The 22,336-nt window shown below is 57.9% G+C and carries 25 protein-coding genes; 14 read left to right on the top strand and 11 right to left on the bottom strand.

Features of this window, described 5'->3' with window-relative positions; all coding sequences use genetic code 11:
• Positions 1 to 36: 36 nt before the first annotated feature.
• Positions 37 to 3,390, bottom strand: coding sequence for a carbamoyl-phosphate synthase large subunit (carB, locus tag ACR0JI_RS05170; protein WP_480475517.1), 3,354 nt, complete (start codon positions 3,388 to 3,390; stop codon positions 37 to 39).
• Positions 3,391 to 3,568: 178 nt separating this feature from the next.
• Between carB and ACR0JI_RS05165 the strand changes: the two genes are divergently transcribed.
• From ACR0JI_RS05165 to aspS, 4 genes are all read left to right on the top strand, one after another.
• Entirely contained in the window at positions 3,569 to 4,696 is a 1,128-nt protein-coding gene (locus tag ACR0JI_RS05165; RefSeq protein ID WP_480493638.1) for an aminodeoxychorismate synthase component I, read from the top strand.
• The gene (locus tag ACR0JI_RS05160; RefSeq protein ID WP_480493639.1) at positions 4,651 to 5,298 is read left to right on the top strand and encodes an aminotransferase class IV family protein; all 648 of its coding nucleotides are present in this window, start codon (positions 4,651 to 4,653) and stop codon (positions 5,296 to 5,298) included. The genes ACR0JI_RS05165 and ACR0JI_RS05160 overlap by 46 nt, the downstream gene beginning before the upstream one ends.
• On the top strand, positions 5,295 to 5,816 hold the full coding sequence (locus ACR0JI_RS05155; protein WP_480493640.1) for a CPBP family glutamic-type intramembrane protease: 522 nt from the start codon (positions 5,295 to 5,297) through the stop codon (positions 5,814 to 5,816). The genes ACR0JI_RS05160 and ACR0JI_RS05155 overlap by 4 nt, the downstream gene beginning before the upstream one ends.
• 79 nt (positions 5,817 to 5,895) lie before the next feature.
• Entirely contained in the window at positions 5,896 to 7,671 is a 1,776-nt protein-coding gene (gene aspS, locus ACR0JI_RS05150) for an aspartate--tRNA ligase (protein ID WP_480493641.1), read from the top strand.
• Positions 7,672 to 7,851: 180 nt separating this feature from the next.
• Here the strand turns inward: aspS and ACR0JI_RS05145 are convergent, their stop codons facing one another.
• Complete coding sequence (locus tag ACR0JI_RS05145) at positions 7,852 to 8,571, bottom strand: response regulator (RefSeq protein ID WP_480493642.1); 720 nt, start codon at positions 8,569 to 8,571, stop codon at positions 7,852 to 7,854.
• A 136-nt stretch (positions 8,572 to 8,707) separates the two neighbouring features.
• Here ACR0JI_RS05145 and mce point away from each other — a divergent pair, with 136 nt between their 5' ends.
• The gene (gene mce / locus ACR0JI_RS05140; protein ID WP_480493643.1) at positions 8,708 to 9,112 is read left to right on the top strand and encodes a methylmalonyl-CoA epimerase; all 405 of its coding nucleotides are present in this window, start codon (positions 8,708 to 8,710) and stop codon (positions 9,110 to 9,112) included.
• Between the two features lie 24 nt (positions 9,113 to 9,136).
• Positions 9,137 to 9,409: a DUF1467 family protein gene (locus tag ACR0JI_RS05135; protein WP_480475531.1), complete on the top strand. Its 273-nt coding sequence runs from the start codon at positions 9,137 to 9,139 to the stop codon at positions 9,407 to 9,409.
• 6 nt (positions 9,410 to 9,415) lie between these two features.
• Here ACR0JI_RS05135 and ACR0JI_RS05130 read toward each other — a convergent pair whose 3' ends face one another.
• Both ACR0JI_RS05130 and ACR0JI_RS05125 read right to left on the bottom strand, forming a co-directional pair.
• Positions 9,416 to 10,114, bottom strand: a complete 699-nt coding sequence (locus ACR0JI_RS05130) for an EI24 domain-containing protein (protein WP_480493644.1) — start codon at positions 10,112 to 10,114, stop codon at positions 9,416 to 9,418.
• Positions 10,111 to 10,689 carry a nitroreductase family protein gene (locus tag ACR0JI_RS05125; protein WP_480475535.1) on the bottom strand — a complete coding sequence of 193 codons (579 nt, stop codon included), beginning with the start codon at positions 10,687 to 10,689 and terminating at the stop codon, positions 10,111 to 10,113. Before ACR0JI_RS05125 ends, ACR0JI_RS05130 begins: the two co-directional genes overlap by 4 nt.
• 134 nt (positions 10,690 to 10,823) lie before the next feature.
• Here ACR0JI_RS05125 and ACR0JI_RS05120 point away from each other — a divergent pair, with 134 nt between their 5' ends.
• Complete coding sequence (locus ACR0JI_RS05120; protein WP_480493645.1) at positions 10,824 to 11,099, top strand: DUF167 domain-containing protein; 276 nt, start codon at positions 10,824 to 10,826, stop codon at positions 11,097 to 11,099.
• On the opposite strand, the gene ACR0JI_RS05115 is transcribed toward ACR0JI_RS05120, so the two are convergent.
• Positions 11,096 to 11,335 carry a hypothetical protein gene (locus ACR0JI_RS05115; protein WP_480493646.1) on the bottom strand — a complete coding sequence of 80 codons (240 nt, stop codon included), beginning with the start codon at positions 11,333 to 11,335 and terminating at the stop codon, positions 11,096 to 11,098. The genes ACR0JI_RS05120 and ACR0JI_RS05115 overlap by 4 nt on opposite strands.
• A 121-nt stretch (positions 11,336 to 11,456) precedes the next feature.
• On the opposite strand from ACR0JI_RS05115, the gene ACR0JI_RS05110 reads away from it, so the two are divergent.
• The 5 genes from ACR0JI_RS05110 to ACR0JI_RS05090 all read left to right on the top strand — a co-directional run bounded on the left by ACR0JI_RS05110 (position 11,457) and on the right by ACR0JI_RS05090 (position 13,393).
• Positions 11,457 to 12,164 carry a M48 family metalloprotease gene (locus tag ACR0JI_RS05110; protein ID WP_480493647.1) on the top strand — a complete coding sequence of 236 codons (708 nt, stop codon included), beginning with the start codon at positions 11,457 to 11,459 and terminating at the stop codon, positions 12,162 to 12,164.
• Positions 12,161 to 12,529: a YigZ family protein gene (locus ACR0JI_RS05105; RefSeq protein ID WP_480475541.1), complete on the top strand. Its 369-nt coding sequence runs from the start codon at positions 12,161 to 12,163 to the stop codon at positions 12,527 to 12,529. Before ACR0JI_RS05110 ends, ACR0JI_RS05105 begins: the two co-directional genes overlap by 4 nt.
• A gap of 68 nt (positions 12,530 to 12,597) precedes the next feature.
• Complete coding sequence (locus ACR0JI_RS05100; RefSeq protein ID WP_480475543.1) at positions 12,598 to 12,849, top strand: DUF6455 family protein; 252 nt, start codon at positions 12,598 to 12,600, stop codon at positions 12,847 to 12,849.
• Between the two features lie 14 nt (positions 12,850 to 12,863).
• The gene (locus ACR0JI_RS05095) at positions 12,864 to 13,133 is read left to right on the top strand and encodes a DUF6455 family protein (RefSeq protein WP_480493648.1); all 270 of its coding nucleotides are present in this window, start codon (positions 12,864 to 12,866) and stop codon (positions 13,131 to 13,133) included.
• A complete protein-coding gene (locus tag ACR0JI_RS05090; RefSeq protein ID WP_480475547.1) occupies positions 13,133 to 13,393 on the top strand; it encodes a DUF6455 family protein in 261 nt (86 codons plus the stop codon). Before ACR0JI_RS05095 ends, ACR0JI_RS05090 begins: the two co-directional genes overlap by 1 nt.
• Here the strand turns inward: ACR0JI_RS05090 and ACR0JI_RS05085 are convergent, their stop codons facing one another.
• The gene (locus ACR0JI_RS05085) at positions 13,394 to 13,636 is read right to left on the bottom strand and encodes a CDGSH iron-sulfur domain-containing protein (RefSeq protein ID WP_480493649.1); all 243 of its coding nucleotides are present in this window, start codon (positions 13,634 to 13,636) and stop codon (positions 13,394 to 13,396) included.
• Positions 13,637 to 13,862: 226 nt separating this feature from the next.
• On the opposite strand from ACR0JI_RS05085, the gene ACR0JI_RS05080 reads away from it, so the two are divergent.
• Positions 13,863 to 14,051 (top strand): hypothetical protein, encoded by a 189-nt coding sequence (locus tag ACR0JI_RS05080; RefSeq protein WP_209504738.1) that lies wholly within the window; start codon positions 13,863 to 13,865, stop codon positions 14,049 to 14,051.
• Positions 14,052 to 14,188: 137 nt separating this feature from the next.
• Here the strand turns inward: ACR0JI_RS05080 and rimO are convergent, their stop codons facing one another.
• Positions 14,189 to 15,577: a 30S ribosomal protein S12 methylthiotransferase RimO gene (gene rimO / locus ACR0JI_RS05075; protein ID WP_480493650.1), complete on the bottom strand. Its 1,389-nt coding sequence runs from the start codon at positions 15,575 to 15,577 to the stop codon at positions 14,189 to 14,191.
• A 95-nt stretch (positions 15,578 to 15,672) separates the two neighbouring features.
• On the opposite strand from rimO, the gene ACR0JI_RS05070 reads away from it, so the two are divergent.
• Entirely contained in the window at positions 15,673 to 17,628 is a 1,956-nt protein-coding gene (locus ACR0JI_RS05070; protein ID WP_480475553.1) for an AsmA family protein, read from the top strand.
• Between the two features lie 47 nt (positions 17,629 to 17,675).
• Here ACR0JI_RS05070 and ACR0JI_RS05065 read toward each other — a convergent pair whose 3' ends face one another.
• The 4 genes from ACR0JI_RS05065 to ACR0JI_RS05050 are packed head-to-tail and all read right to left on the bottom strand — an operon-like array spanning position 17,676 to position 22,247.
• Positions 17,676 to 19,172 carry a phosphomannomutase/phosphoglucomutase gene (locus tag ACR0JI_RS05065; RefSeq protein WP_480475555.1) on the bottom strand — a complete coding sequence of 499 codons (1,497 nt, stop codon included), beginning with the start codon at positions 19,170 to 19,172 and terminating at the stop codon, positions 17,676 to 17,678.
• A gap of 15 nt (positions 19,173 to 19,187) precedes the next feature.
• Positions 19,188 to 20,021: a 3-deoxy-8-phosphooctulonate synthase gene (gene kdsA / locus ACR0JI_RS05060; protein WP_480475557.1), complete on the bottom strand. Its 834-nt coding sequence runs from the start codon at positions 20,019 to 20,021 to the stop codon at positions 19,188 to 19,190.
• A gap of 5 nt (positions 20,022 to 20,026) precedes the next feature.
• Positions 20,027 to 21,610, bottom strand: a complete 1,584-nt coding sequence (locus tag ACR0JI_RS05055) for a capsule biosynthesis protein (protein ID WP_480475559.1) — start codon at positions 21,608 to 21,610, stop codon at positions 20,027 to 20,029.
• Entirely contained in the window at positions 21,588 to 22,247 is a 660-nt protein-coding gene (locus tag ACR0JI_RS05050) for an ABC transporter ATP-binding protein (RefSeq protein WP_209504732.1), read from the bottom strand. The genes ACR0JI_RS05055 and ACR0JI_RS05050 overlap by 23 nt, the downstream gene beginning before the upstream one ends.
• Positions 22,248 to 22,336 lie beyond the last annotated feature (89 nt).

Here is a 22,336-nt window from a genome sequence, read left to right as displayed (position 1 = left end):
TTTCCTCTGGGGCTTTTTCGTTTGGGTCAGGGGTCTTTACCCCTGTAGCGATTTCACCTCGACGTCGCCTTCAGCCTGCGCCTTGATCGCCAGTGCAGCGGCGTTGGCACCTGCTGCGGTGGTGAAATATGGGATCTTATCATACAGCGCGATCGAGCGGATGGCCTTGCTGTCCTCAACCGCCTGCGCGCCTTCGGTGGTGTTCATCACCAGCTGCACCTGACCGTCTTTCAGCATGTCCACAACATCCGGGCGGCCTTCGTACACCTTGTTCACCACGTCACAGGCAACACCCTGTTCGTCCAGCCAGCTTTGGGTGCCGCGCGTGGCCACGAGCGTAAAGCCCTGGTCAACCAGAACTTGCGCCGCTTCCAGCATGGCTTTGCCCTTGTCGGCATCCTTGATCGAAATGAACGCACGGCCAGAGGACGGCAACACCATGCCCGCGCCCATCTGCGCCTTGAGGAACGCACGTGGGAAGTCACGGTCCCAGCCCATCACCTCGCCGGTCGAGCGCATTTCCGGGCCAAGGATGGTGTCGACGCCGGGGAAACGGGCGAAGGGCATGACTGCTTCTTTTACCGAGAACCACGGCATGTCCGGATCGGCCAGCGTCATCTGGTCCGCGATCTTGGTGTCCTTGCCTTCTTGATAGGGAGGGCGCATCGGGAAGTTGGCCAGCTTCTCGCCCGCCATGATGCGTGCAGCAATCGATGCAATCGCACTGTCGGTGGCCTTGGCAACAAACGGTACGGTGCGCGACGCGCGCGGGTTCACTTCGATCAGATAGATCTCATCATCTTTGATCGCGAATTGCACATTCATCAGGCCAACGACGTTCAGTGCCTTGGCCAGCTTGAACGCCTGATCCTTGATCTGCCCGATGATCTCTTTCGACAGTGAATAGGGCGGCAGCGAACAGGCGGAATCGCCCGAGTGGACGCCCGCCTCTTCGATATGCTGCATGATGCCCGCGACGTGAACGTCGGTGCCGTCACACAGGGCGTCTACGTCCAGTTCGACCGCGCCCGCCAGATAGCTGTCCAGCAGTACGGGGCTGTCGCCCGAGACCACAACGGCCTCGTTGATATAGCGTCGCAGCTGATCCATATCGCGCACGATTTCCATAGCACGACCGCCCAGAACGTAAGAGGGGCGAATGACCAGCGGGAAACCGATCTCTTCCGCAATCTCCAGCGCCTTTTCGTCGGTCGAGGCAATGCCGTTTCTGGGCTGTTTCAGGCCCAGTTCATTGACCAGCGCCTGGAACCGTTCGCGGTCTTCGGCCAAGTCAATTGCGTCCGGTGTGGTACCCAGAATCGGAATACCCTCGGCCTCAAGCGCGTTGGCCAGCTTCAACGGAGTTTGCCCACCGAACTGAACGATCACACCGTGCAGCGTGCCGTTTTCCTGTTCCTTCGTCAGGATTTCCATGACGTGTTCAAAGGTCAGCGGTTCGAAATACAGACGGTCCGATGTGTCATAGTCGGTCGAAACCGTCTCGGGGTTGCAATTGACCATGATGGTCTCGTACCCGGCCTCGGTCAGCGCATAGCAGGCGTGGCAGCAGCAATAATCGAACTCGATCCCCTGACCGATCCGGTTCGGACCACCACCAAGAATAACGACCTTCTTGCGGTCGCTTGGGCGTGCCTCGCATTCGACATCGCCCATCATCGGCGCTTCGTAAGTCGAGTACATATAGGGCGTTTGCGCTTCGAACTCGGCGGCGCAGGTATCGATGCGTTTGAAAACCGCGGTAACGCCCAAATTGTGGCGGGCGCGGCGTACGTTATCTTCGCTGCGGCCAGACAGATTGCCCAGACGCGCATCGGTAAAGCCCAGCATCTTGAGCTTTCGGATGCCTTCTTCGGTCACTGGCAAACCGTCCTTGCGCACGGTGCGCTCTGCTTCGGTGATCTCGCGGATGCGGGCCAGGAACCAGGGGTCAAACTTGGTAACGCCGAAGATTTCGTCGTCGGTCAGGCCATGACGCATGGCTTGTGCGATAGTGCGCAGGCGGTCGGGGGTCTGCTTGCTGATCGCTTTGATGACATGTGCCTTGTCGTCGCTGCTTTCGACCTCATCCCACAGGCCGATGCTCAGCCCCGGAATTTCGATCTCATCAAACCCGGTCAGGCCGGACTCCATCGAGGCCAGCGCCTTTTGCATGGATTCGTGGATGGTGCGGCCGATGGACATCGCCTCACCCACCGACTTCATTGCAGTGGTCAGATAAGGCTCAGAGCCGGGGAACTTCTCAAACGCGAATTTCGGGATCTTGGTGACGACATAGTCGATGGTAGGTTCGAACGACGCAGGCGTGACCTTGGTGATGTCATTGTCCAGCTCGTCCAGCGTGTAACCCACGGCCAGTTTCGCAGCGATCTTGGCAATCGGGAAACCCGTCGCCTTGGAGGCCAGCGCCGAAGAGCGCGACACGCGCGGGTTCATTTCGATCACAACCATGCGGCCATCATCGGGGTTGATCGCCCATTGCACGTTCGAGCCACCGGTTTCCACCCCGATCTCGCGCAGCACGGCGATCGAGCCGTTGCGCATGATCTGGTATTCCTTGTCGGTCAACGTCAGAGCAGGGGCCACGGTGATCGAGTCACCCGTGTGCACGCCCATTGGGTCGACGTTTTCGATGGAGCAGACGATAATGGCGTTGTCGGCGGTGTCGCGCACCACTTCCATCTCGTATTCTTTCCAGCCCAGCAGGCTTTCATCGACGAGGATCTGGTTGACAGGCGAGGCATCCATGCCCGAGCGGCAGAAATGGATATAATCCTCGCGGTTATAGGCCACGCCGCCGCCTGTGCCGCCCAAGGTAAAGGCCGGGCGGATGATGGCAGGCAGGCCGATTTCCTCCAGCTCGTCCAGAGCGATCTGGACACCTGCGTCCAGATCGGCAGAGCCGTCGGCCTTCTTGGGGGCGGTCACGATGGTGGCTTTAGGGTTTTCCAGCCCCAGCCGATCCATCGCCTCGCGGAACAATTTGCGGTCCTCGGCCATCTCGATGGCGTCGCGTTTGGCACCGATCATCTCGACACCGAACTTGTCCAACACCCCCATCTCTTCCAACGCGAGCGAGGTGTTCAGACCGGTTTGCCCGCCCATTGTGGGCAGCAGGGCATCAGGGCGTTCCTTTTCGATGATCTTGGCGACGACCTCGGGCGTGATCGGCTCGATATAGGTGGCATCGGCAAGTCCGGGGTCAGTCATGATTGTCGCCGGGTTCGAGTTGACCAGAATAACCCGGTAACCTTCTTCGCGCAGGGCTTTGCAGGCCTGCGCTCCGGAATAGTCGAACTCGCAAGCCTGACCGATAACAATGGGACCCGCCCCGATGATCATGATCGACTTGATGTCGGTTCTCTTCGGCATGGCCTGGCCCCTTCGATTTTGCACGAGTCGCGGGCACCGCCCAAGCGCCCAAATTGTCGTGGGTTATAGGGACCACGCAGAAAGGTTCAAGGGGTATCGGAAACAGAAGCGAAATTGCCGCTTTCCCCCCTTTCCCCTGCCAGAGTATTCTCTATATCGCCCTTCACGGCAAAAGAGGATGCAGGTGCGTATTCGTTTTGATCAGGGATCAGCCGGTCGTGGAACCCGGTTTCAGCGCCCGTCTCGGATTATCCGCGCAGATACTGCGGAGGACGTGCCCCAGGCTCTGGCGGCGCTGGATGAGGCGCGCGCGGACGGGGCCTGGCTGGCTGGCTATGCCAGTTATGAACTGGGATATGTGCTTGAACCAAGGCTGATCGATCTTTTGCCGGATGCGCGTCGGTTGCCCCTGCTGTGCTTTGGGGTTTACGGCGCACCGGATCGGGTTGCTTTACCGACGCCTGCGGGCGAGGTGCGCGTGTTTCAGCCGCGCTGGGATGAGGCGCGTTATGGCGAAGCCTTTCAAGTGGTGCATGATGCCATCGGTGCTGGTGATATCTATCAGGCGAACTTGACCTTTCCGATTGATCTGACCGTCTCGGGCAGCAGTGAAGCCCTTTATGCGGCACTGGCAGCGGGGCAGCCCGTTGGGCATGGCGCGCTGGTGCAGCAGGTCGGGTTGCCCGATTTGCTCAGCCGCTCGCCGGAGTTGTTCTTCCGCACGGACACGGATGGAAAGATCGAAACACGACCGATGAAGGGTACCCAGCCGCGCAGCGAAGACCCGGATGAGGATATGCGGCGCCGGTCGTTTCTGATCACGGACGAAAAGAACCGGGCGGAAAACCTGATGATCGTCGATCTGCTGCGCAACGATATCAGCCGTGTCGCGCTGCCCGGTTCCGTTCATGTACCTGAACTGTTTAAGGTCGAAACCTATGCGACCGTGCATCAGATGGTTTCACTTGTCCGTGCCCAGTTGCTCAAATGCGCAGGGCTCAGCGATATATTGATGGCGTTGTTTCCCTGCGGCTCGATCACGGGCGCCCCCAAAATTCGCGCCATGGAAATTCTGGCCGGGCTGGAACCCTGGCCGCGCGACATCTATTGTGGCACCATCGGCTGGGCCGCGCCTGATGGCCGGTCCGAGTTCAACGTGGCCATTCGTACGCTGATGCTGGAAGGCGATCAGGCCACCCTGAACGTGGGCGGGGGTCTTGTCTGGGACAGCACCGCCCCGGCAGAATATGAGGAGGCGCTATGGAAAGCCCGCTTCGCCCGCCAGCTGAGCCTGATTTCCACCTGATCGAAACGCTGGCGTTTCGGCCAGATCAGGGCTTTGTCCGAAAAGACCGTCACCTTGCGCGCATGGCCCGAACCGCTGCGGCCTTTGGCCTTACCTTTAACCCGGATGCAGCGACCGCCGCGCTGGATGGCGCGTTGGGCGACACACCCTTGCGGTGCCGTTTGACGTTGGATGCATCGGGTGCGTTCGAATTGACGACCGGGGTTCTGGCCAGCAACCCTCCGGTCTGGCGCATAGCCCTGTCTGATCAGCGGCTGGCTTCCAATGATCTTTGGCTGCGTCACAAGACAAGCCGCCGCGCCCTATATGACGATGCCCGCGCCGCGCTGACGGATGGCATAGACGAAGTGTTATTCCTGAATGAGCTTGATGAGCTGTGTGAGGGCACCATCAGCAACCTTTTCGTCGAAAAGCGGGATGGCCGTATTCTGACGCCTGCGCTGTCCAGCGGTCTGTTGCCCGGCATATTGCGCGAAGAGTTGCTGGATAAAGAAACGGTGTCCGAAGCCGTGCTGACCCTAAGCGACCTGAAAAATGCACAAACTGCCTACATGGGCAATTCACTACGCGGGCTGATCCGGGTGGAGCTGATAGACACGTGATCAAAGACGGTGCGATGGTCGGGTCTCCGGTTGCATTGCCGCGGTTAAGGGTTGAGTTCGGCCTGTTTAATATTGTCTCGCCGCTGGTCATCGCGCTTTTGTTTCCTACGAACAGCATGTTTCCGGCACTGTTTGCCCTGACCGGGATGGGGATATTGCTGCTGCATTGGACACCGGGCTTTCAATGGGCCGAGCTGCGCTATGATTGGGCCAACTGGTCGTTTCGCGAAGTTGTGCTGTTTCGCCCACTGTTCTTCCATCGTTATCACGCGATCTTGCCAGAGGGGCGCGCGGCTTATGTGCTAAATGCTGCCATCTTCTCGTTCGCGCATCTGATGTATTGGAGCTGGATTGTCGCCCTCATGACATTTGCGGGCGGGCTGCTGTTTACATGGGCCTACAGGCAGCGCGGCTCGTTCTTCTATGCGGTGCTGTTGCACGTGATTGTGGGTAATATCATCTTTGCGGTCGGGCTGGGTGTCTATTTCTACTCAGGCAACGTGCAAAGGCCGTTTTGACAGGGCGACCCGCCTTGACTTTCCGGGCCTGACAGGGTGTATCGGCGCGACGAATTCTGCGCCCGAAGGGATATGATCCATGCACGCCTATCGCAGCCACACCTGCGCCGCACTGACCGCCGCCAATGTCGGTGAAACCGTTCGCCTGTCCGGTTGGGTGCATCGGGTCCGAGATCACGGGGGCGTCCTGTTCATCGACCTGCGCGATCATTTTGGTGTGACACAGGTTTTGTGCGATGGCGACAGCGCCGCTTTTGCTGCGCTGGAAAAGGTGCGTTCCGAATGGTGCATCCGCATCGACGGAACCGTCAAGGCGCGTGCCGCCGAACTGGTGAACCCGAAACTGCCCACCGGCGAGATCGAGGTTTACGTGCGCGAGCTGGAAGTTCTGGGGGCTGCGGAGGAACTGCCGCTGATGGTGTTCGGCGATCAGGAATATCCCGAGGAAACGCGCCTGCGTTATCGTTACCTCGACCTGCGGCGCGAGGCGATGCAGCAGAACATGACCCTGCGCTCGGACGTTGTGGCCTCCATGCGCAAGCGTATGTGGGATCAGGGGTTCCGTGAGTATCAGACGCCGATCATCACCGCATCCTCGCCCGAAGGCGCGCGTGACTTTCTGGTGCCGTCGCGCCTGCATCCGGGCAAGTTCTACGCCTTGCCGCAGGCCCCGCAGCAGTTCAAGCAGCTGATCATGGTGTCGGGTTTCGACAAGTATTTCCAGATTGCGCCTTGCTTTCGCGACGAAGACCCGCGCGCCGACCGCTCACCCACCGATTTCTACCAGCTCGACCTCGAGATGTCCTTTGTCGAGCAGCAGGATGTTTTCGACACGATCCAGCCCGTTCTGGCCGGCGTCTTCGAAGAGTTCGGCGGTGGCCGCAAGGTTGATCAGGACTGGCCGCAAATTTCCTACAAGGATTCGGCGCTGTGGTACGGCACGGACAAGCCCGACCTGCGGAATCCCATCAAAATGCAGGTCGTCTCTGACCACTTCCGCGGGTCTGGTTTTGCGATTTTCGCAAAACTGCTCGAACAGGAAGGTACCGAAATTCGCGCTATCCCCGCGCCAACCGGTGGCAGCCGCAAGTTCTGTGACCGTATGAATGCCTTTGCCCAGAAAGAGGGTCTGCCGGGGATGGGCTACATCTTCTGGCGTGATCAGGGCGAAGGGATGGAGGCCGCAGGTCCGCTGGCCAAGAACATCGGCCCGGAACGAACCGAGGCGATCCGCCAGCAATTGGGTCTGGGGGTCGGCGATGCTGCATTTTTCCTGGGTGGTAAGCCGAAAGCCTTTGAAAAGGTTGCTGGCAAGGCGCGCGACGTGATCGGGGATGAGCTTGGCCTGACCGAGAAAGACCGCTTTGCCTTTGCCTGGATCGTTGATTTCCCGATCTACGAGCAAGACGAAGAAACCGGCGCTATCGACTTTGAGCACAACCCGTTTTCGATGCCGCAAGGCGGCATGGAAGCGCTGCAGGGCAATCCGCTGGATGTGCGCGGCTATCAATACGATCTGGCGTGCAACGGATACGAACTGGTGTCGGGTGCGATCCGGAACCACAAGCCGGAAATCATGCTGAAAGCTTTTGAACTGGCGGGCTATGGCGAGGATGAAGTGAAATCCCGATTTGGTGCCCTGTTCAACGCCTTCCACTACGGTGCGCCGCCGCACGGTGGCTGCGCTGCAGGGATCGACCGGATCGTGATGCTGTTGGCGGATGAGGCCAATATCCGCGAGGTCATGATGTTCCCGATGAACCAGCGGGCCGAAGACCTGATGATGCATGCGCCGTCGGACCCGACGTCAGATCAGCTGATGGAACTGGGTTTGCGCCTCATTCCGCAGGACTGAACGAGAGCCGCCCGCATTTAGCGGGCGGTTTCATTTTGATGCCAGCGAGTATTCGTGGGTCAGTCCAGCGGGTTGTTCAAATCACCTCGGTTGACACGAATTGAACGTGCAGCATGCCGTGTTTGGCGATAGGCCCAGATGCACAGAAGCGTTGCAGTGATGAAGTAGGCTGCAATCACGTCAAATCGCCTTTCTTTGTTCCAGGCGGTTCTGCACCATGCCGGCGACCTGCGCTGCCTGCGCGGTGATCGGTGCGCCGTTCGCCCGTGACAGCGCCAGCTTTCGGGCGGCTTCTGCCAAGGGCCTGTCATCGGCTTCCCGTGCGACCCCTTGCAGGAACTGGGCAGCGTAATCCCACGTGCGATGATCGTTGGGCCCGGTAAGGACATCGGCGATATGCGCCATATCGTCCTGATAGGCCATCGGGTCGGGGCGGATGACTTCATCTCGAACTGAGTGGAGCCCGCTTGGGCGTCGATCCTCGGGCAGGCGCTCCAGAATGGACTTCTGAAAATAAGACAATGATTTTATTGGCTTGGAAAGAAATCCGTCCACCCCGGCTGCGTGCGCCAGACTTTCGGTGGCGTCGTCGCCCGACAGGCCCATGATCACGCTGATCCGTGGTGAAGCTTCGGCCAGTTCGGCGATCAGGTCGGCTCCGGACCCGTCGGGCAGGCCCATATCAACCAGAATGACCGAAGGGCGATAGATTTGCAGGTGTCGCCGTGCCGATTTCAGGCAGTCAGCGCGTCGGATACGTGCGCCGCTGTGCAGGCACATCAGGCGGATCGCGTCGCAGGCATATCGGCTGTCTTCAACAACCAGAATTGTCTGTCCCAGCAAGGGCCGCGTTGCGGTGGGCGTGGCGGCGGTGGTGGCAATGAGGCCCGAATCGTCCATGGCAGCTCTCCTATCCAGCAGATGCTTCACGCTAGGAACTTGTGGCTAACACGACGTTAACGCGCGATTTGGCGCACTTGTCCTTTTGCAGAGCAACCCCCATAACCCACGCAAAGCAGGACATCAGGAGTGTGACATGATTGGACGTCTGAACCACGTTGCCATCGCCGTACCCGACCTTGAGGCGGCATCCGAGCAGTACCGCAATGCGCTGGGCGCCAAGGTCGGCGCGCCGCAGGACGAGCCGGATCATGGCGTCACGGTTGTGTTCATCGAACTGCCCAACACCAAGATCGAACTTTTGTACCCGCTGGGCGACGAAAGCCCGATCAACGGGTTTCTGGAAAAGAATCCGGCAGGCGGCATTCACCACGTATGCTATGAGGTCGAAGACATCGTCGCCGCTCGTGATCATTTAAAAGCGACCGGCGCCCGTGTTCTGGGGTCGGGTGAGCCCAAGATCGGCGCACATGGCAAACCAGTGTTGTTCCTGCATCCCAAGGACTTCAACGGCTGCCTTGTCGAGCTGGAACAGGTATGATCCGCAAAACCCGGGGGGCCTGAAGTGACCATTACTGCTGCATTGGTGCTGTTCGCCGTCATCTGGTTCATGACGTTGCTTGTGGTGCTGCCCATTCGCATCAAAACTCAGGGTGACCTGAACGATATCGTTCCGGGCACCCATGCGGGTGCGCCGGAAGTCCATCACCTGAAAGCCAAGATGTGGATCACCACCGCCATTGCTGTGGTTTTGTGGGCGATCATTGCCGGGATCATCATTTCCGGTGTGATTTCAGTGCGGGACCTCGACTGGTTGAACCAACTGGAGCCGCGGTAATCTGTGTCAGACCTTTTGGCCTGACACAGCATGATAAATATGGGTGAATGTCGCCGCGCCAAGGATCGGGATCACCAGATTCAACAGCGGTATAGACAGCGGAATGGCCATCAGGGTTCCGGCGACCCAGATCGTGGTCGAATGTCGGGCCCGCAATTGGCGCGCGCTATCCCGCCCGATCCGGCGTATGGCGGCCAGCGTGAAGTATTCCCGCCCCAACAGGAACCCGTTCATGGCCCAGAAGATGAAGGGCGCAAACGGGGTGAAGATCGCATAGAGGATCAGCGCCAGCAGGTTTGCGACAATCAGCACGCCAAGAAAGCTGAGGCCGTCAAACAGGGCCTCCGACACCGGGATGCGTCGTGCAGGTGGCAAGGCTGGAAAATGCTTGTCCTCGACCGCCTGCGCCACTTCGTCCAGAAAGATCGATGTGATGGCTGACGCCACCGGTACCATCAGGAAAACAGGCAGGACCAGGACGAGAACGATACCTGAATAGTTCAGAACGTCGTTCAACCACGGGACAGCTCCGACAAATGGCAGCGAGATTTCACTGCCCGACAACCAGTTGATCAACTTGATCGCACCGGCACATGCAAGACCCAGCAACAGGATGGTCAAACCTACACCGCGCAGCAGAACGGCACGGAACTTGGGATCTCCGATCTGGCTTAGTGCGCTGAAAAAGGCGTTCAGGATGATCATTCTGTGATCCATTCCGTTATGGCTGCCACATCGGGCCGCGGGCGTTCGGGTGGGGCTGTTCCTTCGGTGGCGATATGTATCAGCCCGGCGACACGCTCGTTCTTGGCAAGGCCAAAGGCGTCGACACAGAAGTCGTGGTCGTGGGTTTGCCAACCTGTCAGCCAGTTTGCACCCCAGCCCGCGGCCAGCGCGGCATTCAGCAGGGCCAGACAGACCGCGCCCGCAGAATAGGTTTGTTCGATTGCGGGTATTTTCTCAGACGGTTTTTGTACTTCGATTACGGCTACGGCCAGATGCCCCATGTCGAATTGGCTGCGCGCTTTTGCAATATCTTCCGGGCTTTTCTTCAGCCTTTGCCCGCAGGTCTCGGTCAGGGTTGCCAGTCTTGCCATGGCCCCCTGTTCCAGAACGATAAATCGCCAGGGTTCCAGTTTTCCGTGATCGGGGCTGCGTGCAGCTGCGATCAGCAAGGGGCGCAACTCGTCCCGTGTCGGGGCCGGGGTCACCAGTGTCTTGGCGGGTCGGGACCGGCGCGACTGCAAAAACTCCAGAGCAGCGGGGTTTTTCATGGACATATGTTAACTTCCTTTACATCACGTCTCTGTATCTTGGTCGGCATGCCGAGGGTTTCAAGGGCGCGGCGACGGATCGCGTGGATCAATTTCATCCCACCGCCCATCATGCAAGACTATTGAGGGAAGGGGCGACAATGGCGAAACCCAAACTGCGAGATCTGCCGGATCTCAGCGCGCAGGCGCACGCCGGGGCAGTGTTTCACTTGAAAGTAACACCTAAGGCCGCGCGCGACCGGGTGATCGTGGAAGGCGGGCAGATCATGGTATTTGTCACGGCTCCGCCTGACAGTGGCAAAGCCAACCATGCGGTTCAGGCGATCCTTGCGAGGTGCCTTCGCGTTGCCCCTTCGACACTGACACTCAAGCAGGGGCAAACCGCGCGCAACAAGGTGTTTGTCTATGTGTCCTAAGGTTCCGTTTCACGGATCTGGTAAACACCCTCGGGCAGGTCCAGCGCTGCGGCCAGATCGCGGACCTGTTCGGGCGACAAGGTGATCTTTTGCACCTGGTCGGTTCGCGGATCAAACTGTTCCAGCGTGACGCATTCGGCGAAATTGTTGATCACAACATCTTCCTGCAAGGGTTTTTCACCTTCGTCCACAAGCGTTATGACCGTCGAGTCGAATTCATGCTCAATCGAAAACATAAGGACAGAGTGCAAGCCGTCGACGCGCAATGCAAGACGTTCGTTTCAAAGCATTGTGTAGTCACTCTGAGCGGCAGGTACTATGTTGAAATCGCAGTCAGACCGAGCCGAAGGATGTAACATGCGCAGACGCTTTGTTTTGGTGTTTCCCCTGCTGCTTGCGGCCTGTGCGGAAGGTGCATTGCGCTTGCAGCCTGCCGCGGACTGGCTGGGTGAAGGGCCGGGTTCTGAGGATGTTGCCCAGACCTTTCGCGAAGTCAGCCAGAACATCGTGGCTGAGGCCCGCAGCCAGTGTTTGAAGCAACCAAGGCCTCAGAAATGCGATTTCCAGATTCTCGTTGACCTGAATCCGCGCGCATCCGCCAATGCCTTTCAGACATTGGACGACCAGCGGCAACCTACCATCATTTTTACCGTTGCGATGATCCGTTCTACGCAAAACGCAGACGAACTGGCTTTTGTCATGGGACATGAGGCGGCCCATCACGTTCTGGGGCACATCGCACGGCAAAGCGAAAATGCCAGCGCAAGCGCCACTGAGTTTGGAAAGGCGGAAAAGCTGCGCGGGGGTGACGCCGCCGACATAGAAGAGGCTCAGAAAGTGGGCGCGCAGGTTGGTGTTCAGGCTTATGTGAAGGCTTTTGAACTTGAAGCTGACCAGATGGGAACGATCATTACACATAATGCGGGCTACAACCCGCTGGTTGGGGCGAAGTTCTTTGACCGGATTCCGGATCCTGGCGACAGGTTTCTGGGCACCCACCCACCAAACGCGCAGCGCGTGCACATCGTGCTTGAAACCGCCACGCAACTGGGGCTGACGCAATGACCGATCTTGTGCGCCTTGGCGTAATTTTGACGGATCGCGGGTCGAAATATGCGGTATCTGGCGCGCCTGTGGCGTCGCGCGCGGAAGTTGACGCGGTTCTGGATCAACTGAAGTCCGATAAATCCTATGCCAAGGCCACACATAACACCTGGGCCGCCTCTTTGCCGACCGGTGCACTGAAGGCCGATGATGGGGAAAGCGGGGCCGGTATGGTAATCCTGCGGATGATCGAGCGTGCAGGGCTGGACAATCACGTGATCATCGTCACCCGCTGGTACGGAGGCAAAAAGCTGGGCGGGGACCGCTTTCGCCGCGTTCAGGATGCAACCCGGGCCTATCTGGATCACATCGGCGCCCAATTTTGACCTGTGTCAAAGTATGACGCCCCGGATGCGCTACGATTTCGTAAAGCGCGAAAGGGAAAGGATACAGCATGCCCACCCGAGAGTCCTTGAGGCTTCATGCCGGATTGGTGGACGACATGGCCAGAATGCTGGACATCGATCTTGAGGAAGCAGCCATTGGTGGCAAGGTGTCTTTCGACCAGATTTCCGAGGCAGTTCTGCGATGTACCGATTGTCCAAACCCGGATCATTGTCAGGATCTGCTCAACAAAATGGCGACCGCTGGGCGGACACCGGAATACTGCCGTAACCAGGAGTTACTGCACAAATTGATGCCTTAACTGTCAGGTTCGCCATGCCACGACTCGGTGAAATCATGGCCCACCTTCGTCTGGTACTGCGGATGGGTCAGGTCACAGGAGCCGACTTGGCCGCAGCCTATCGGGATGGTCAACTGAAACATGAGGATTGGGCCGAGATCGTGCAACAGTGTCGCGGCTGTACCTGGGCCAGAACCTGTCCGGAGTCGCTGGAACGGCGCGAACAGATTGATCATGCCCCGTGCACATGCCCGAACCGCGGTCGATTCAAGGCCATCAAAGCTTTGCAAGCGGAGGACGCGTGATGCCTCGGGATATTCTGGGTGAGGTCGAAAAGCACTTTTGGTTGACGCGCTCTGTTTCCCGCAGCATGGGAATTTCACTGAGCGAAGCCATGGCCGAAGGGCGGTTGTCGCCCGAAGGATACGCTGAGCTGGTCACGCGCTGTCGCGCCTCGGGCTGTGATGCGCAATGCGCCAACTGGCTGGCTCAGCGGCAGAATCCAGCGGAAACGGCCCCGGATTTCTGTGCAAATTCAGAGACACTGAACAGATTGAAGGGCTGATCAAAGGTCTTTATGGGTTCCATCGCACATCGGCGCGTTCGCACTGTGTTTGCACCCGCAAAAGAAAACCTTTTTGCTGGTCTCGGTCGTATATTTCACCGGTTCGAACCCGCTGTCTTTATGTGAGCCATCGCAAAAGGGTTGCCGGTTCGACTTTCCACACGCGCACCAGAAATAGGTTTTTCCTTCGGCAACTTCGACTGGAAAAGGGGTTTTCTGGGCAATAACGGGTGTGTCTGACATGTGGCTTCTCCGTATTTGGCTGAAACGTCACACAGTTTAGGACGATGCAGACAAAAAGGTAGCTGTAATGCCGCAAGGATCATCGTTTGGGCTTCGAACTGGCATGGAATCGCTCTTCCTCACAAGGAAGTGACCGTTTTAGTTGCCAGATTGCCGTTCAGCCCGTACTCTGGAAGCGGCCCGAAAAGCTGGGCAATATCAGAAAAGTAATAGAGGATTGACGGACATGAAACTGAAACTTGCAGCCGTTGGCGCATTTGCCCTGGTCCTGACCGCTTGTGCGCAGCAGGAAGAACCGACCCCTGTTTACGTACAACCCGACTATGACAAGTATGGCTCGGCCAGCTGCTCGGCAGGCTATGAACTGGCAACAACCGAAGCAGGTCAAACCGTCTGCAACCCGGTTTCTCAGTAAGCTTTTCGCAGGCGGTTTGACTACGGACCGCCTGCACCTTTTTTCAGGAATTTTCGCCGCCATTCATGGCGGTTTTTCTACCTGAGCTGTACTTCGTAACTATTGACCCGAAAACACTATGGGGCAGGCTACTGGCGTTAAACGGGTTTCCCCCACAGATCGTATTCCCCTGCCTCGTCCACTTCGACGGTGACGATATCGCCGGGTTTGAGGCCTTCGAAGCCCTCGTCAATGAACAGGTTGCCGTCGATCTCGGGAGCGTCCGATTTGGTGCGGCAGGTGGCGGCTTCGTCATCCACTTCGTCGACGATTACTTGAAGCGTTTGTCCGACTTTAGCCTGCAACTTGGCTTCTGAAATGGCCTGAGCCTTTTCCATGAAGCGATCCCACCGCTCTTGCTTGACTTCGGCCGGGACGTGATCGGGAAGGTCGTTTGAGCGCGCACCGTCCACGTTTTCGTATTGAAAACAGCCGACACGATCCAGTTGCGCCTCGTCCATCCAGTCCAGCAGGGTTTGGAATTCGGCCTCGGACTCACCCGGATAGCCAACGATAAAGGTCGAACGCAGGGTGATATCGGGGCAGATTGCGCGCCAGGCTTGGATTTCGTCCAGAGTTTTGGCCGCTGCGGCGGGGCGGGCCATCCGTTTCAGAACATTCGGGTGAGCGTGCTGGAACGGGATATCCAGATACGGCAATATGTTGGACCCGGCATCCGCCATCAGGGGGATCAACTCACGCACATGTGGATAGGGATAGACATAGTGCAGCCGCACCCAGGCATCCATCTGACCTAGTTCACGGGCCAGATCGGTGATGTGGCTGCGCACCTCGCGGTCTTTCCACGGGTTCACATCGTATTTCCGGTCCAGCCCATAGGCCGAAGTATCCTGCGAGATCACCAACAGTTCGCGCACGCCGTTTTCGACCAGCTTTTCCGCCTCGCGCAGAACCGCATGGGCCGGACGGCTGGCCAGTTTTCCTCGCATATCGGGGATGATGCAGAACTTGCATTTGTGGTTACAGCCCTCTGAGATCTTCAGATAACTGTAGTGGCGGGGGGTCAATCGAACGCTGCTGGCGGGCAGCAGATCAACGAACGGGTCAGGGTCAGGGGGAACGGCGGCGTGAACCGCATCCAGAACCTGCTCGTACTGATGCGGTCCGGTGACCGCCATGATGCGGGGGTGGTGCTCGCGGATGTAATCCGGTTCGGCCCCCAGACAGCCGGTGACGATGACCTTGCCGTTTTCAACCAGCGCCTCTCCGATTGCGTCCAGCGATTCCGCCTTGGCGCTGTCGAGGAACCCGCAGGTGTTCACAATGACGGCATCGGCCCCGGCATAATCGGGCGAAATGCCGTATCCTTCAGCACGAAGCCGGGTCAGAATGCGTTCGCTGTCGACCAAAGCTTTTGGACAGCCCAGCGACACCATGCCGATCGTCGGCTGGTTTGAACGGGGTGTCTCGGTGATCCGGGCGGCCGGAGCCAGGTCGGGGCGGAGGTTTGGCGGGTTCGTCGTCATGGCGCGGCATATAGTGGGGAAAGCTTCCTCTTGCAAATGTGACGTGCGATTTGAATGATCGCGGCAAAGACAAGCCAAAAGGCGGAGAGCAGATCATGAAATGGCTGATACGCATCCTGTTTATTGTTGTGGCAGTGATTGCGCTGGTAATTGGCGCGCTTTTGCTGATGCCCGGAGACAAGCTTGGCGCGATTCTGGCTGAGCAGGTCAAAGCCCAGACCGGGCGCGAACTGAGATTGAGCGGCGACGTGCGCCTGTCGTTCTGGCCGGTGCTGGGGATGGAAACCGGGCCCGTGCGTTTTGGGAACGCCAGCTGGGCCGGGCCAGAGCCGATGCTGAGCGCTGATAGCCTTGCCGTGGGCGTGGATGCTGCTGCGCTTTTGAATGGGGATCTGCGGATCAAACGCGTTTTCGCGGAAAACCCGGTGCTGCGGCTGGAGCGTTCGCAAGGGCGCGGAAACTGGGAGCTGAGCGTGCCTGTGACCACCGCGACTGCCACACCGTCTGCAGGGACGGTTCCGGCCAGCGCATCGTCGGCCGTAACTTTGGAAGAGTTGCAGCTTAATAATGCGCGACTGATCTATGTGGAAGACGGTGCCACGCAGATGGACTTTCCTGATGTAACCTTGTCGGCCAGTTGGCCTCAGGTCACTGCACCGATGGTAATGGAGGCATCAATGCCTGTACCCGGAGGTGCTGTTCAGGTTGATTTGAAGATTCCGGACTTGCCAGGCTTTGCCGCAGGGTTCGTAACCGCGCTTGAATTGGTCCTGACTGCACCGGGTGGTAAGATTGGCTTTGACGGCCACGTCAATCTGGCCGGAGAGATGGACGGAACCACAAAGATCATCACCCAAGATACAGAAAAGATGCTGGCGGCCTTCGGTCAGGCGGGCGTGGCTGTGCCGTCGGGATTGGGTAACGTTGCCGATATCTCTTCGCAAATGACCTATACGCGGGACGGTCGGATTTCCCTGCGAAATATGACAGCGCAGTTGGATGGCAACCGGTTTGTCGGAGAGGCGGATATCACCATTTCCGATCCCCCTCAGATCGTCGCACGCCTGGATGCGGGCGATCTGGACCTGTCGAAGATATCTGAAACCGGCGCTGGGCTGGGTGGCGCGTCTCAATCTGCCTCACCAGTTCAAGAGGGCTGGTCAAAAGACCCAATCGACGCATCCGCGTTGGCTTTGGCGAATGGCAATATTCGCCTGACGGCCAACTCAATCGCAGTTCCCGGCATGACGTTTGGGAAAAGTGACCTGACGCTGACACTGGATCACGCGCGGGCGGTTCTTGCGATGCATCCGGCGACGTTGTTTTCGGGTCAGTTGAACGGGCAGGTGGTTGCCAACAATCGCAATGGCCTGTCCGTGGGCGGCAAGGTGACGGCAAGTGAGATTGATCTGAAACAGGCATTGTCAACGTTGGCCGGTGTCGAACGCCTGTCGGGAAGCGCGGCAGGAACCATTGAGTTTCTGGGTGTCGGTCAGTCTGAGGATCAGATCATGCGCTCTCTCAGCGGGAAGGGAAATCTGGATGTCGGGACGGGGGTAATATCCGGTTTCGATCTGGATCGACTTATGGGGCAGGGGACCGGATCGGGCGGAACAACGGTGTTCAACAGCCTGTCGGCCAGCTTCATCATCGATCAGGGTGTATTGACGAATAACGATCTGCTTATGTCGCTCAAGAATTACCGCGCCGATGGTCAGGGGGTCGTGGGGCTGGGTGCGCGCAATATCGATTATCTGTTCACGCCTGTAGCTTTGCGTGCCAATTCGGGGCAGGGCATCTCGGTGCCTGTGCGCATCGTTGGCCCGTGGAGCAACCCGTCAATCAAGCCGGACCTGTCCAAGGTCATCGAAGCGGCGGCAGATGTGAAGGTTAAAGAGCTGGAAAACGACGCGAAACAGAAAGTTTTCGAGAAGGTTGGAAACGAGCTGGACACCACCATCACGGACAGCGATCAGATCGAAGATGCGCTCAAGAACAAGCTTGAAGAAGAGGCGAAGAAAGGGCTGCTCAAACTGTTTGGCGGCAACTGAGCAAGTGTTGCGCTTGGGGCAATCAGATATGTCCCAAGCATTTTTCTTCAGATGGTCTGGTCGTAATCGCCAACACTGGGTTCGGTTCGGATCACCGCATCGATATCGGCAAAGATCGCACGCATCTCAGCTTCGCTTTCGCTGCTTTCACACACGACCACCAGATTGGGTGTGTTGGATGAAGCCCGCACCAGCCCCCAGCTGCCATTGTCCAGAATCACACGTGCGCCGTTCACCGTAACGACCTCCTTGATCGCGCGGCCAGCAAATGTCTCATTAGCTTCGCTTTTGGCAACCAGCTTGTCGACCAGTCGCTGCAGGATATCGTATTTTTCGGTATCTGCTGCATAGGGTGACATGGTGGGCGTCGACCAGGTCTTGGGCAGAGCTTTGCGCAGGTCGGACATGCTTTGATCCGGGTTGCGGTCCATCAGTTTACAGATCTCGACCGCGACGCGCATTCCGCAGTCATAACCGCGCCCGACCGGCTCGGCCAGAAAGTAATGGCCCGACTTTTCAAACCCAGCCAGCGCACCGATTTCTTTGACGCGCCGTTTCATGTGGCTGTGGCCGGTTTTCCAGTAATCTGCCTTGACGCCAAGGGCCTGTAGCTCGGGATCGCTGGCAAACAGGCCAGTAGATTTCACATCTGCGACAAAGGTCGATCCGGGGTGCAGCTTGGCCAGATCGCGGGCCATGATCACGCCCACCTTGTCGGCAAAGATTTCTTCACCTTCATCATCGACGACGCCGCAACGATCACCGTCACCGTCAAACCCAAGTGCCAGATCGGCACCGCTGGATTTTACCGTTGCCGCCATGTCATGCAGCATTTCCATCGCTTCGGGGTTCGGGTTGTAATTCGGGAAAGTGTAATCCAGCCGGTTATGGCTGGGGACGACCTCAACCCCCATCCGTTCGAAGATTTCGGGCGCAAAGGCCGAAGCGGTGCCGTTTCCGGTTGCGCAGACAACCTTTAGCGGGCGGGACACTTTGAAATCGCCGACGAGGTCGTCGATATACGCTTCTTTCACGCCCTCGACGAATTCCCAAGATCCACCCGCATGCGTCTGACCTTCGCCATTCAGAACGATGTCGCGCAATTCAGACATCTCGTCGGGGCCGTGTGTCAAAGGGCGGTCAAAGCCCATTTTGACCCCAGTCCAGCCGTTTGGATTGTGGCTGGCCGTAACCATCGCCACGGCCGGTACATCCAGGTGAAACTGTGCGAAATAGGCCATCGGGCTAAGCGCAGGGCCAATGTCTTTCACGCGGATACCGGCCTGTATCAAACCCAGGATCAGGGCGTTTTTGATCGCCAGTGAATAGTCACGGTAATCGTTTCCTACAGCGATCACGGGCTCGATCCCGCGCCTGCGCATTTGCGTGCCAAGTCCTAGGCCAAGCGCCGTCATGCCCGGCAGGTTAATCTCTTCCGGATACTTCCATCGGGCGTCGTATTCGCGAAACCCGGTGGGTTTGATCATTGCGTTGCGGAGAAAGCTCCAGGTGTTTGGTGTTACCTCGGGAATCGGTTTGGTCATAACAAGTCTCAATCGTTAAATCTGAATAGGATCAGCTTTGGCCAGCGCATCGAAGCGCATCAAAGTGTCAATGAGTTGGGGCATCTGATCCAACGGAATCATGTTGGGCCCATCCGAAGGGGCATTGTCCGGATCTTGGTGTGTTTCAATGAACACCGCGCCAATACCCAGCGACACGGCGGCGCGCGCCATGACCGGAGCAAATTCGCGTTGCCCGCCCGAGGAGCCACCTTTTCCACCCGGTTGCTGCACGGAATGGGTCGCATCCATCACCACCGGATAACCGGTTTGGGCCATTTGCGGCAGGGACCGCATATCAGCCACCAGCGTGTTATAGCCGAACGAAGTGCCACGTTCGGTCAGCAAGATATTATGATTCCCCGTGCTTTCGATCTTGGACACGATATTGGGCATCTCCCACGGCGCGAGAAACTGACCCTTTTTTACATTGACCACTGCGCCGGTATTGCCCGCAGCGAGCAGCATATCCGTCTGGCGGCACAAAAACGCCGGGATTTGCAGGACGTCTACCGCCTCGGCGGCGATGGCGCACTGCGCTTCGGTATGAACATCGGTCAGGACCGGAATGCCCATCGATTTGCGGATGCTATCCAGAACCTGCAACCCCGCATCAATGCCCATGCCGCGCTTGCCGGACAGCGAGGTCCGGTTTGCCTTGTCATAAGATGCTTTGAAGACATATTGCGCACCGGCTGCGTCGCAGGCCTCTTTCATCTTGCCAGCAATCATCTGCGCGTGGTCTGCCGTTTCAAGCTGGCAGGGGCCTGCAATGATGGTCAGCGGAAGGTCGTTGCCGACTGTCAGGTCGGAGATTTTTACATGTTTCATGAGTCTTATGAGGATACCTGTTCACGAAGGACCGACGCGGTAAGCGAGATCATGAGGTAGATACCAGCAAACAACAGGAATGCCAAAATCGTATTTTCGAACTTGCGCGGATAGCTGGGTTCCTGACTGGGGATCGGGTTCACCGAGACGGTCAGATAACGCACCTGCCGATTGGCTTCGGATCGGGTCGATTCCATTTGCTGCATTGCCGTTTGCAGCATCATGTCCCGCGCCGCCAGATCCGCTTGAGCGATCTGGATGCGCACGCTCAACCGCGCCAGCGAATTTTCGCCATCGGAAGCATCCTGCATCTCGGCATTCAGTTGTTCCAGCACCTTTTCAAGCCGGGCAATGTCAGCCTTGACACCGTCAACCTTGGCTTTGTTCGGGCGCAGGTTGTCCTGCAGGGCGGCAAGTTCAAGCTCTTTGTCCTGCACCAATATCTCGATCTCGTTGATGCGGGCGCGCAGGCTGGCAATGACATTCTCGGGGTCCAGCACCGCCCCTTGAAGCTGAAGCTCGATCAATTCCTCCTGCGCCTGCCGCCGCGCCTCCTGCGCCGCTTCAAAGCTTTCCAATGCATCGCGCATCTGGTCTTCGCGCTTCTTGCCGGACAGGGCATTCACCCGATCTTCGGCGTAAGAGATCAAACGCTCCGAGAACTCGGTCGAGGTCTGTGCGTCCGGTGCTACAACCTCCATCCGAATGACCCCTTCGGTTGGGTCATACCCGATGGTGATCATGCGTTTGAACAGCTTGTATGCGTCTTCCAGCGTGGCGTCGGGTGATAGCCTTTGAATCGGATCAATCTTTTCCTGCCTGAAGACATCGGAAAACCCTGCGTCCCGATCCAGCAGCAACAAAGCCTCTTTCGACTCCAGGAAAGACTGAACCGAGATGGAATCCTGCGTGGTGGCGAATTGCGTCCCGGCAAGCAGCCCGCCGATAGAGCCTGGCCCGCCATCGGCTTGCAGGATCAGAAACTCGGAATCGCTGGCATACATCGGGGTGGCGATGCGATAGAAATAGAACCCCACAACAAAAGTCGGCAGGAACACAAAAGCGGCCAAACGTGCGAAAAGGCCAAACAGCTTACGCCTGCGTCGACGCGCGATGTCCTTCTGAATCTGACCGATTTCAAGGTTGCGCCGCTCAGCCGGGCTGAGCTCGGGTCCCGGAAGGTTCGGTGTGCTTGCGCCAATGGATTGCGGCAACTGAATGCTGATCTTGTCTTTGACCTTCGAACTGTCGCCCTGTGCCGAGGGCTTTGCCGCGGCAAGATCAAGAAGGTTCGTGCGCTGAAACGGATCAATGCCTTTCTTGCGCAGCAAGCGCACCGCATCATAGTCCGATGTTGCTGCCAGTCCGTGTTTCTGCGCCAGTTTTCGCGCGATGCGCAACTGGCGGCCTGTCAGGCCTTCGCGCTTGATGTCGTCAATTTGCGTGCCTGGCTGAGCCTCGGCCGCTGGTGCCTGGCCTTGCGTCGCGCCCCGTATGCGAGAGATTGCATCCGCACGCGCCTCGGCCGAATCTTCCACCTGACGATTGTTGCGCCAGTTGTACTTTCTAACCTTGGGTTTCGTAGTCATATAGCTGCTTTGCCTCTTCCAAGGAGTCAAACATGTACAATTGCCCGTCCAGCAGAACGGCGGCTTGCTGAGCGAATTTCTCCAATACAGTCGGGCTGTGCGACACGATCACCAAAGTCGTAGTGCGCAACCTTTCCTTCAGGATCGCCCCTGCCTTTTCGTTGAATTCAACATCGGTAGATGCTGGCATCCCTTCATCGACAAGATACATGTCGAAATCCAGCGCCAGCATCAAAGAAAACGTGAATCGTGATCGCATCCCCGAAGAATAGGTGGACAACGGCTGTTCGAAATATTCACCCAAGCCGCAGAGCCATTTGCAATACGCCTCAACATAGTCCGGGTCCATGCCGTAAATCTTGGCGATGTATCGCGCGTTCTCAAGCGCTGACAACTTGCCGGTTACACCCCCGGTAAAACCCATGGGAAAAGAGACCCGGCATTCGCGGCGGATCACACCTTCGTCGGGCTTTTCCAGACCGGCCATCATGTTGATCAGTGTGGTTTTGCCAGTACCATTCGGGGCCAGAACGCCCAGCGACGTACCCAGTTCGACACGGAACGAGACCCTGTCCAGGATCACCTTGCGGCGCGTCCCGGTCCAGAAGGACTTGCTGACATTGTCGAACTCTAGCATTCGGGGCCTGCTGCTCGTTTCCGTTGTGTCGCCGCGCTTTCAGGCGGTCAGAAAGGATGGTTTTTACCAATCCATGTTGGCTACATTAT

This window comes from Ruegeria sp. N10, assembly GCF_056531545.1.
Note: the sequence above shows the minus strand (reverse complement) of the source record. Positions and strands in the feature narration are given on the sequence as shown.